The organism is Xanthomonas dyei, assembly GCF_002939865.1.
Taxonomy (GTDB): Bacteria; Pseudomonadota; Gammaproteobacteria; order Xanthomonadales; family Xanthomonadaceae; genus Xanthomonas; species Xanthomonas dyei.
Window position 1 is genome coordinate 1 of sequence record NZ_MDEE01000069.1, and the last position, 11,093, is coordinate 11,093.

At 58.5% G+C, this 11,093-nt stretch carries 7 protein-coding genes and 1 pseudogene; 5 read left to right on the plus strand and 3 right to left on the minus strand.

Annotated elements, in window-relative coordinates; translation table 11 throughout:
* Positions 1–92: 92 nt before the first annotated feature.
* Positions 93–395 (plus strand): annotated as a pseudogene (locus XdyCFBP7245_RS22435) (integrase core domain-containing protein); the annotation flags it as partial.
* Positions 396–428: 33 nt separating this feature from the next.
* The gene (locus tag XdyCFBP7245_RS22440; protein WP_211287767.1) at positions 429–911 is read left to right on the plus strand and encodes a hypothetical protein; all 483 of its coding nucleotides are present in this window, start codon (positions 429–431) and stop codon (positions 909–911) included.
* Between the two features lie 76 nt (positions 912–987).
* Here the strand turns inward: XdyCFBP7245_RS22440 and XdyCFBP7245_RS24955 are convergent, their stop codons facing one another.
* Together XdyCFBP7245_RS24955 and XdyCFBP7245_RS22450 are read right to left on the minus strand one after the other, a co-directional pair.
* Complete coding sequence (locus XdyCFBP7245_RS24955) at positions 988–1,230, minus strand: Na+/H+ antiporter NhaA (protein WP_104617576.1); 243 nt, start codon at positions 1,228–1,230, stop codon at positions 988–990.
* 533 nt (positions 1,231–1,763) lie between these two features.
* The gene (locus XdyCFBP7245_RS22450) at positions 1,764–7,364 is read right to left on the minus strand and encodes a DUF3320 domain-containing protein (RefSeq protein ID WP_104617577.1); all 5,601 of its coding nucleotides are present in this window, start codon (positions 7,362–7,364) and stop codon (positions 1,764–1,766) included.
* 116 nt (positions 7,365–7,480) lie between these two features.
* Here XdyCFBP7245_RS22450 and XdyCFBP7245_RS22455 point away from each other — a divergent pair, with 116 nt between their 5' ends.
* From XdyCFBP7245_RS22455 to XdyCFBP7245_RS22465, 3 genes are all read left to right on the plus strand, one after another.
* Positions 7,481–8,230 carry an abortive infection family protein gene (locus XdyCFBP7245_RS22455; protein ID WP_104617578.1) on the plus strand — a complete coding sequence of 250 codons (750 nt, stop codon included), beginning with the start codon at positions 7,481–7,483 and terminating at the stop codon, positions 8,228–8,230.
* Positions 8,231–8,344: 114 nt separating this feature from the next.
* Positions 8,345–8,818 (plus strand): hypothetical protein, encoded by a 474-nt coding sequence (locus XdyCFBP7245_RS22460; RefSeq protein WP_244907896.1) that lies wholly within the window; start codon positions 8,345–8,347, stop codon positions 8,816–8,818.
* Positions 8,819–9,260: 442 nt separating this feature from the next.
* The gene (locus tag XdyCFBP7245_RS22465) at positions 9,261–9,626 is read left to right on the plus strand and encodes a hypothetical protein (RefSeq protein ID WP_104617579.1); all 366 of its coding nucleotides are present in this window, start codon (positions 9,261–9,263) and stop codon (positions 9,624–9,626) included.
* A 45-nt stretch (positions 9,627–9,671) separates the two neighbouring features.
* Here the strand turns inward: XdyCFBP7245_RS22465 and XdyCFBP7245_RS22470 are convergent.
* Positions 9,672–11,093 (minus strand): MobA/MobL family protein (locus XdyCFBP7245_RS22470; protein ID WP_104617580.1); only part of this gene is annotated, 1,422 nt, incomplete at its 5' end.

Here is an 11,093-nt window from a genome sequence, read left to right on the forward strand (position 1 = left end):
CGCCGTCCGCTTATGCCCAACATCTGGCAAACACCGATATCATCAACCCCGGACTCTAAACCCGATCGCTACTCAGGGCGGGGGGACGTCGCAATGGCCCGGAGTTTGTCGCATTAGCCTTGGCCGAGTGGGCCGAGTGCAAAGGCATCGCATTGGATTTCATCGAGCCGGGACGGCCGATGCAAAACGGTTTCATCGAACGCTTCAACGGCAGCTACCGGCGCGGCGTGCTGGATATGCATCTCTTCCGCACGCTGAGCGAGGTCCGCGAACAGACCGAACACTGGCTGGCCGACTACAACCAACAGATACCGCACGACAGCCTGGGCGGGCTAACGCCCGCCGAGTTCCGTGATCAACATCAACCGCAGACCTCTAGTTTTGGCTGGCACTGAATTGCGGGAAGTCGACAGGGACTACTCAAAGCCATGCATCTGGACGCAACGAAGCGCTCAATCTCTCGTGATGCACGATTGCTTCCAGGCACCAGCGAAGACTGGCGCGCCAGGCTCAAGCTGCTCGCGCACAACCCCGTCAAGACAGAGGTGGTTGCCTTTATCAAAGATCAGGTGCTGCCCGCACTCCAAGAGGTTGCGGTGGAGCTGCGCAAGCAGGATCTTCCGGTTGAAGTCACCGAAGGAGAAGATGGCCGCGCTTGGCTTCGCGTAGGCCATGGCGAAGAAATGGACTTCTTCTACTCCGTGCGTCCTCAGCCTTACGAACCACCCACCTTCGCGTTGCAAGATCCACGCCGCCCAGTGAGCGAGGGCACCCGTCATTATCGGGCTGAGGTCTACCTGCGCGAAGGCGGACAGGACTACGACGTCATGGGTTGGCCCAAAGTGCAAGTGATCCATGATGTGCTCGACCAATACGAGCGCCACCGCCAGTTCCTGGATCACGTTCGCTGATCAATGTCCCGGCCAACCGAAACCGGTTGGTCGGGACTTCGGCCAAGATGCCTTGCACCCAGCCAAGCAGCCTGCTTTAGGTTCTGGACGCCAACCTCAATACGACCGCTTCCAGCAACGCAGGAAGTAGCGATCCCGGCAAGATGCCGACCTTGGCATTCTCAACGAACACAGGATCCGAAGGGAACGCGAGCGAGCTGATGAAAAGGTTCATCGTTAAGCCAATGCCGCAAAGCAAACTCACGTCGTAGATTTGCAGCCACGATGCGCTGGACGTCGTCTCCGCGGTCGATCTGCCAGCGCTCGGTGAGCGTGCCACATGCCGCCTGCGCCCGAGGAAGACGTGAGATGGCGCCGACCTGCACGCTGCTTAGGCGATCAACGAGCGCTTCCAGATCCTTCTCGCTAAACGGATTTACCCGTCGATCCCTCAACACGTCATATGCGTGAGCGTAGCCTGATGCCAAGACAACCGCTCGCAATCTGGCTGAGGCGACGTTCGCAGTCCGACGTGTTTATTTGATGACCTTGCGGCCGATGATGACCTGCAAGTCGCTGGACACACACTGACGAAAAGCATAGTTGCCGGCGGGGGACGAACAAGATGATGTGGGGATGCGCACTCGGAAGATGTTTCCCGACCTACATTTCGCTGGCAGACTCAGCAATCCACAATAAGTTCAACTAAATAAATGACTTAGATGGATATTGGCGGAGAGAGTGGGATTCGAAGTAACGCACTCTAACCCACTGATCTGCAGGCAAAACACCAACCGGAATGTGTCCTGGTGAGTGTGCTACCAGTTTAGATTCGCCCGAGAGGAGCGGCAAGCACCAAAGCTTTGCGACAGATCAGGCCATCACCAAAAGATCTCCCCGTGAAGTCAATCGCCCCGCCCCCACTAGGGCCTCGCAACGATCAAGAATGACCCGGCGAAGTTGTGGGCTCGTGCTCTTGTAGCCGAGCTGCCGCGCAACCATCGTCACCAACTCCTCAGCCTTCGCGCCGAGATTGTCCTTCACTATTTTGAGCAGAGCCGAATCGATTTCGGAAGGAGGCAAGAATTCTGGGCGGCGCAGTGTCAACGACTCGACCATCGAGCGGTCCCGCACACGGACTTCTTTCCCTGCAATGGCCAAGAAGTCCTGGTCAACGATCTGGACCCCACCCATCGACACCACCGACCTAATCGCATCTTCCACAGCTTGCTGGATGCGCGAGCCAGCACGCTGCAAGCCCCAAAGCGTGCGAGCGCGCGTGACAACCTCACTGCGGTGAATGGGGCTTTCTACCTCAACGATCTGACGCACGATGGTCGCGAGTTGCCCTGTTGGAACCAGATGCAATTCGAACTGACTGCCTGGTACGGCAAAGGACGCCTCAATGTAAGGCTCAGTATCGGGCGGACTTTGCGCCTCGATGAGCCCCATTTCAGCCACTTCACCGCGATCAACAGTCAGAATCTCAACGGGCACCGCGCGATGCGAAGACTTGGGACTGGGCTCTAAGGGGCCTGGCTCTGACTTCGCGCGTTCAATGGCCGCAACAAGCTTTTCAAGCTCCGCCTCAGGACGGTGGAACCAGTCCGAACTCCAAATTCGGTAGACCTGCCAGCCTTTGTCACGCAGCACGCTTTCGCGCAAACGATCTCGGTCACGCGCGCTTCGGGCGTCTCGATACGATTGCCCGTCGCACTCGATCCCCAAAATGTAGCGCCCGGGCTGATCAGGGTTGGAAATGGCAATGTCTACAAAGAAGCCTGCCAAACCGACATCCGTATGAAGGTCGTAGCCCCGCACGCGGAGCGCTTGGGCAACCTCTTGCTCAAACATGCTTTGCTTGGAATCGCGCTCCTCCGTGGTGAGCGTCAGGCGACCGGTCCTGGCGTAGTTCAAGAAAAGCTTCAAAGCTAAAGTGCCCTTGCCCTTCGCTCGATCGGTGTCGATGTCCTCATCGGTGATCGAGGTAAAGACCTCGCAACGCGACTTGGCGCGACTGATGAGCACATTCAAGCGTCGTTCGCCACCGTCGCTACTCACAGGACCAAAGTTCATAGTCATGTGCCGCTGGGCATCGCGGCCATAGCCTATAGAAATGTAAATAACATCCCGCTCATCACCCTGGATGTTTTCCAGACTTTTGACAAAGAACGGCTCAGCCGGATGATCGGCAAAGAACCCTTCCGTTTCCGGATGCTGTCGACGCAAAAGCTCCAACTCGTCCAAGATGGCCCGGCGTTGCGCGGTGGAAAAAGTTGCGACGCCGAGCGTGAGCTTTGGCGTGTTTTGAGCGTGTGCCAACACAGCCAACGCCACGGCCTTGGCCTCTTTGGGATTGGTGCGTGTGTTGCCTCGGTCATAGATCGCCTCAGGCAAATGATGCAATCGCAAACCAACTCCCGCCTCACTCGTGTAGGGGCTTGGGACAATGAAGAGCTTGCCTTCGTAAAACTGTTGATTGGAAACGGCAATGAGTGACTGATGGCGGCTCCGGTAGTGCCAACGAAGCATCCGCTCAGGCAAACCTCGCGCGCGGCAAAGCCCCAAGATGCTCTCGACGTCTGACGCCTGTGCCCCACCCTCGTCATCATCTCGATCGCCACCATCGCCAAGCGCCTTGGAGAAAAAGCGGGTGGGTGGCAACTGGCGCTCGTCCCCTACGATCACCAGCTGCTTAACGCGCGCAATCGCGCCCAATGCATCGATAGGCTGCACCTGGCTCGCTTCGTCAATGACCAACATGTCAAAGTCCAAAACGCCTGCCGGCAAGAACTGCGCGACCGACAGCGGACTCATCATGAAAACGGGTTTGAGTGCCTGGATGGCCGGCGCACACTTCTGCATAAGCTGCCGGATGGGGAGATGGCCCTTCTTCCTCGCCATTTCGCCAATGAGCACAGCGGTTGGACCAGTCGCCCCGCCTTGGCGGGGGATCCTGCTGTGATGCGCTTTGATGACTTCATAGCGCGCCAGCTGCATACGCTCTTGATCGAGACTTGCGAAGCTTGCAACGACTTGCGACTGCCGCTGTCCGTCAAAATTCGCCAGCGCACGGTCTCGCTGCACCAAGGCTTGCAGCACTGCCTCGAAATACGACAGGTCAAACACGCCGAGCGCATCGGCTGGGGCGAGTTCGCCGCTGGCCAAGCTTTCGACCAGTGTGCCCAGACCCTTGCGCTTGGCTTCCTTAGCGATAGCCAGATATGCCACCCAAGCCCGGAGCCCCTCCGGATCTGCTTGCCAGTTTGCCAGTTGCGTTTTGAGGACTTCCAAAGGCGCGTGACTCGGATTGCGGGTGATCTCGGCGTTGCCTTCAAACTGCAAGCCGACGAGAAGATCCATGACTTGACCAGCCAACACACCGCCTGCAAAAGATGCTCGCTCCGCTTGATCGAGCAAGGGTTGTGGGTCTTCCAAACGGGCTGCCAACGAGCGAAGCTCCGGGTTCTTCTCCACCCAAGCACTCACCTGGCGAAGCTCAGGTGCTTTGCTTTCGAGACGGTTCCAGAAAGCCCCGAAGGACAACGCACCGTCATCCGCCAGCGCTTGATACGCCGCATTGGCCAATTGAGCCTGCTCGATTTCTTCGATCACAGAAAGCGATTGCGCAAGGGTGAGTTCGTCGGCATTGGTCAGAAATACGCCTTGCTCGGAGGCGGCCAGCCAATGAGCGGACTTCTCAGACAACTCTGACAACGCCACGCGCTTCAAAACCGTCTCTTCGCCCCATGGATTTCGCTCAGCCGCAACCAATGCTTCATGGACAGGCCCAAGGCTTCGCCCAAGCTCTTCCAACACTGGCTTGACGCGCTTGGCGATGTCAGTCGCTAGAACCCGATCACCAATATCGGCCAAACGCTCGCGAACACCGCTTCCTAAAGGGCGCAGCGTGCGCATCCACGCAACGACTCCTCGAAGGAAAGAAGGGTTCGAGCGCTCACGCTGCCAATTGGAGCCAAAGGCTTCCTCGCCTTGCGCGTCGTGATCGGCAATTTTGCGCTGGGCGCTCTTGGCATCGAGCAGCACATCCAGCGAGCCCAGCATGTCGAGCGCTGGCAACTTGGGATTTGACAGCAAAGCGCGAATACTTTGGTTGGCACGGCGCCAATCGCCACTTAAAAAGCGGAACAAGCTTGTGCCGCGCATGGCCAACTGCCCTCGTGCCGCTTCCAGCTCAGCGCTGTCTTTGCTCCATGCTGAGTCGCGGAACACCGTGGACAGGTTTGATTTGGCCTGTTGGACGGTCTCGACCGCCACCACGATCTCTTCAACCGTGTCGACACCGCGTTCCCAAATGTGAGCGACCAAGGCATCTCGGTCTAGCTCCGGAATGCTCGTCGCGCGTTCAGCAATGACCACCAACCGAAGCGCCAAATCGAGCGTCAGCGGCGCCTTCTCGGTCAGAAGCTGCGTCAGGCGTGTCAGATCCGGCAGCAGACGTACCAAGGTTGTGTGTGACGCGCCAAGCGTAGACAGCTCTTTGCCTAGCACGAAGGGGCTGGGTAGCTGGGCTAGGGTGGACTTTGAAGCCGCCCAGCTTGCCTGCAATGCCGCCGGTTCGATCTTAGATAAGACCGCAGCGTTGGCTTTTTGAGCAGCTTCAAGCGCCACAATGATCGTTAAAGCGGTCCCTTCTGTGTCCCAAACCGTGCTTTGAAGCGCAGCCGCACCAAGCTTGGGCGCATCGAGTAAGGCTTTGATGCGCTGGACCGCAAGCCCGACGTCGTCAATGCGCGCGGGTGCTTCGAGATCCAAGGTCTGATGAAGCGCTGAGGCTTCCAGTTTCCAGTCCTCAAGACGACCCGACAAGGCTCCGACCAGCGTCAGGAGGCGATCGCGCTCATTGGGTAGCAACCCATCATTTTGGACGCCGCTCCAAGCGTGCTCGCTTGGCACACCGATCTCTTCAATGCGCTCAATGAGTTCTCGAAGCAAGGCATCGCGGGCTTCTTTCTCATGGGGTGCCCAACTGGTTGGGGCTCCCAAGGGCAAGCTCTGAGTCGTATAGCCCTGGCGTCTCAGGCGAACCAGCCGTCCAAAGACTTGGTATGCAGTGAGTTCCGAGGGAACATGCGGCTCATGAAGACGCTCCACATGGGCATTGAGAGTGTCACGTCGTTCGGTGAGCTGCTCGATGATCGGTGCAGTGCTGGTTCGCTTGGGATCACCAAGGCTCAGCGTTTGCCTGAGTTCTTCCAGTAACGAGCGCTTGTTCGCTTTGTTGCTATGGAGTTCCAGGCACGCCACGCCCACACCGACTTGATCCAAGCGCCGCTTGACGACTTCAAGCGCGGCCATCTTTTCAGCCACAAACAGCACACGCTTACCCTCAGCCACAGCGGCCGAGATGATATTCGCGATGGTTTGGGACTTGCCTGTGCCAGGCGGGCCTTGCACCAAAATGTTGTTGCCTTGAAGCACATCATGAACCACCAAGGCCTGCGACGAATCGCAATCGACCACATGGCGCATTTTTTCGGGTGAGATGATGCTGTCGAGGTCGCTGGCTTCGTCGGTCAAGCTGGCGCCCGGGAAGCCGTCTTGGATGACGCCACGAAGCATCGGGATGGCGTCCATCCCGCCAAGCACTTCCCAGCTTTGAGGATCCAAGTCTCGATACATCATGAACTTGGCAAATGAAAACAGACCAAGGATGGCGTCATCGCGAAGCACGCCCCAGGTTTCCTTCCCTTCCAACATCACTTCAACCGACGCCAAATAGGCCTCGATATCCAACATTTCGAACTCGTCGATGTTGGGCAAACGAAGTCCAAACTCGCGCTGCAAGAACAACTGCAACGACAAATTGGCTTGGATGTCGTCGCCAGTCCATTTGAGGTGAAATTTCTCTCCCGCCGTGCTTCGCTCCAACCGGACAGGGATCAGCACCAAGGGCGCAAAGCGATCAGTTTGCGGCGTAGAAGTAGCACGCCAGCGTAAATAGCCAACCGCCAGATAAAGAACATTGACGCCCTGCTCTTCTTGAAGAGTACGAGCATCGGTGTAGAGATCCAACAGGCGCTTTTGCAGCCCTGTTGGCGTCAAGCGTGTGGTCAGGTGCGCATCCCAATGCGCTTTGACGCGTCCGTTCTCGTCCAGTTCGAAGTCAGGCTGTGCGATCAACTCCGGGTCTTCCGGAACCTCATCCAGCAGAGACACCTCATCATCGTCGTCAAGCTCAGGCACCGTGCTGCCTTGCTTCGGATCTTCTTTGCCCGCCACAAAGGTGAAGCGCTTACCGTCAATCACCAAGGTCTGATACATCGCCTTGGCAAGCTCGTGGACAACCTCGACGGTCTTGGCTCGACCGCCTCGTGGGGTGTGGAGCAGTCGATTGCGGGTGGACAGATCCAAAAGCTCCAAGCGAGCCTTCTCGACCTTATCCTTTAAGCCACCCTTCCCCCTAAGCGAAGAAGACTCTTCACCTGCCTGTGCCACTGTCGTCTGATGCATCGACTGTCCCCTAAGAAGGGTCTGCGTAGGCGAACAACATAACCCAGCATCCCCCTGAATGCGTCCGCCTATAATGCTCCGAATGTAACGTGTGTTCCAGCCGATTGGGGGGATCTATGGGCGAGTTGCGAAGCAGTGAGATCCACTGGGTTGTCCATCAATACCTGGGCGTCGAGGGCGGTTTTCTGGGCGATTTCACGCATCGCACCCACCGGGAGTTCTACGCCGGATTCTGCGACCTAGACATTGACTTAGATAGGGTCGCTGGCAGCACCATTCGGGAGCGTTTCACTTCTGTCCTGACCGGCGCTGAGGCACACCAGCAAGCGGCCATCCTCCGGGGTGTCGCCCGGAAATACCCGCAAGGGACCGAGCATTTTCGGACCCCTCAGGCTTATCGCCAACTTTTGCAGATGGCTAAGCGCTGCGCCGATGGGCTTTCTGTTCGAGCCAGCAGCCCAGCCATCACCAGCGATGTCTTAAAGCGCGCGTTAGCAGATGCCGACACGCTCATCCAAAGCGCAGGACCGACTCACGCGGTGGATCGGATCCACACCGCACTTCATGCTTATCTGAAGGCGGTTTGCTATGCGAGAGACATCGAGCCTCCTCAGGGCGCCACAATCACCAACTTGTTCAAACTCCTTCGAACAGAGCATCCGGCCCTGAACGACTTAGGCAGCCAATCAGACGCCATGGGGCGGGTTCTCAATTGCCTAAGCAGTGTGATCGACTGCCTCAACCCTGCGCGCAACAACGCGAGCTTGGCCCATGCCAACGAAGCGTTGTTGGAAAAGGACGAAGCAATGCTGACAATCAACGCGGCAAGGACCGTTTTCCAGTATTTGGACAGCAAGTTTCGTTGAGGAACAGCCTCGCTCGGGATTCGCTTGCATAGCCATAGGCTACCGTTGCAAGTGAGTTCAACGGCGTCTGCCATCGCGGTAAGCTAAGCGCTGATCAGGAGACTAACCGCTGACATGCAGATGTCCCTCCACCCATCACTCAAAGCGCTGGCACCTGAGTGCAGGGCCTGGGTTGAACGCGCTCAAACCTCGGGCGACATTGATCGCTATACCAAGGCCGCCAAGGAGCACCTCAAAGCCACCGGCCCACTGAGCCCGAAGGCTGGCACGCAGCTCGGGCGGATCAGTCACTATTGGAGTGTAGCGGCGTGTGATGCCTACTTCCGCTCTGACCTAGCTGAGCTTGCCCAGTTCTTTTGCTGGACCGTCGAAAGCCGCGCCCTGCTCCTGCGCTGGGACAGTGTGCACAGCCAGATGCATCCTGAGCTTGGCAACTGGCCACAAGAGTATCCGGACAGCTTGCGCGCCGCAGGCCCTACCGTTCTGTCCGACTGGGAGACGGGCAAGATCTGCGTGCAACGCTTCTTGGAGATGGCTGAAAAGGATGAGCAGCTCACGCATCGCCTTCAATCACCAGGCACGTCCTGAAAAGAGCCGATGGACCTAACGCAGAACACACGCCGTGATGAGGGATACGCATCTGGGAAAGTTGTCCCGAGTTACGCCCTTTCAAACATCTTCGTGAAGCCAAAAATTATATTTAAAATCAACAGGTTGGATTCAACTTGGCGGAGAGAGTGGGATCGGATCGCCTCCGACCTAAGCCATTCAAGCCGTTGCAGAAAGCGTGCTCGGCAGGTTTCCTTTCAATGTTTCCTCGATCATATCCGCCCAACACCATGCATTGCCAGCGAGACGATGCAGGGCAGTGCTCCGTTAGTCAAGCTACCTGCCGATAGCTTCACAGCAATACCTACCATCAAATTCCAGCGAGTCAACTCATTGAATTTGTGAAGTAAATCGCCAAGCGAGCTCTTGCGCAGGAGGCGCCAACTGCTTCTATGTGTGCTTACCCAACACAGGAGCACCCATGCATCACCAAACGCAGATCAAAGTCGCCAGTCGCCTGCTCGGACACCTCCTTCAGCAGCGCACCACGCGCCTTCCCCCTCACGAAGTAGAGGACATTCAATACGCGCTCGATTTGGCGGCAGAGCTTCTGAGGCTCGGCGGACCAGGGCAAGCCAGTCAGACCCAGGCGTCAGCGATGGCACCTCCTCAACCCATCCTCGTCAAACGAGCGGCCGTTGATCGCAGCGTCGTGCCAACCATGCCGGCTTCAATCGAGGAGTGGCGTGAGGCGCGAAAGAAAAACAAGGACGCGCCTCCCCGCCCCAAGGAGTCCAATGGAATCGAGCACATAGATCTGCGCCCTCGTCCTCGCCCCCGGCATTAAGGCCACAGAAAAAAAGCCCCGCATCAGCGGGGCTTTTGACATCCATCAGGGCCGCGGGCGCCGGCTTGTTGGTCGCGGCGCCGGCATCGGCATCGAGGAAGGCTTAGGCGAGGCAGGAGAGACCTTGACCGACTCAACAAACCGGCTAGCAGTTTCGAGCTCAGGACTCGCAAGAATCTCCCCGCTCCACTGCTCCAGTTGAGCCGCACGGGTCTCGATCTCGTTCTCGTCGTCGTTCCACTGCTGCTCTGACACGGCTGCCTGGGCTACCGCCAGTTCGTCTGCGCGCTTTTCGAGAACAGCCAAGCGTCGCCCCCGCCGCTTTTCCCATTCTTCAGAGGACCATTCGCCATCGGGACGGGGATGGTCGCCACTGAACTGTTCCCACGCCTGCTCGGCCAAGTGGAAGAGACGCTGGGCACGCCCTAGGGCACTGGTCCGCTGGGCGAACTTCAGCACACTCCGTTTCAGACGGCCCAGTCCGTCGACCAGCCTGTTAAGCCACCTGCGCAAATCAACACTGTCGACAAGGGCAGCAGCACGAACGGTCCACTGACCTACCAGGCGCTGGGTGGCGGTCAACGCCAGGTCGGACCGGACCGAGAGGATCTCTGCAAGGTCCCGAGCCGCCTCGGCGACCAGCTCACCGATGGAGCGCAACGGCCGCACCTCGGCGTCTTCCGCAGGCCGGCCAAGTGCATCCGAAAGGCGCATGCCGCGGAGCCCATGGATTTCCAACCCCGGGACAGAGGACGGAAGGCCTTTTGTGAAGCCGCCCCGGCGGCGTCGATCGCGCTGCGCCTGGTCATGGCTATGACCAGCGGAGCCCAGAGTTGCCCTGCCCTCCTGCTCCGCTTGAGCGAGCAACCGCTCGAAGGCCTCCTCGTTTTCTCGAACGATGCGCGCGTTCTCGGCAGCACGTTCGGTCATCACGCCTTTACGCGCCAATGCCGTGGCTGTCTTGCCCACATGCTTCGTGGGCTGGCGGGACAGCACCATTGCTTCGGCCCAGTCCCCGCGGGCCAGGGCATCTTCGGCTTGGACCTCCAGGCGACGGTGGTCAACCCGGGCATCAATGCCGGCAGCGGCCAAATGCGCATTGATCGTGGAAGCCATGGTTTGGCGGATCCACTCGATCTCGATCTTGCCCGACGCTCCGCCGTCCAGCTCTCGTGTCTTCTCGGCGAAGCCGTCGCTGGTCAGTCGGCGCGTGGTGGCCAGCAGGTGGACATGGTGGTTCAGCCCATCGCGGGAGCCTGGGGAGTGGATGCTGGCCTGCAAAGCGAAACCGTAGCGGGCGACCAGGGCCTGTCCGATGGCAATGGCGAGGTCGGACCGCTGCTCGTCAGTGAGTTCGTGGGGCAAGGCCACTTCAAACTCACGGGCCACCACCGAGTTCTTGCGGTTCTCCGCCGCCTCGGCTTTCGGCCAGAGCTCCCCAGGGATCAACGCCCAGTCGGGCGCGTC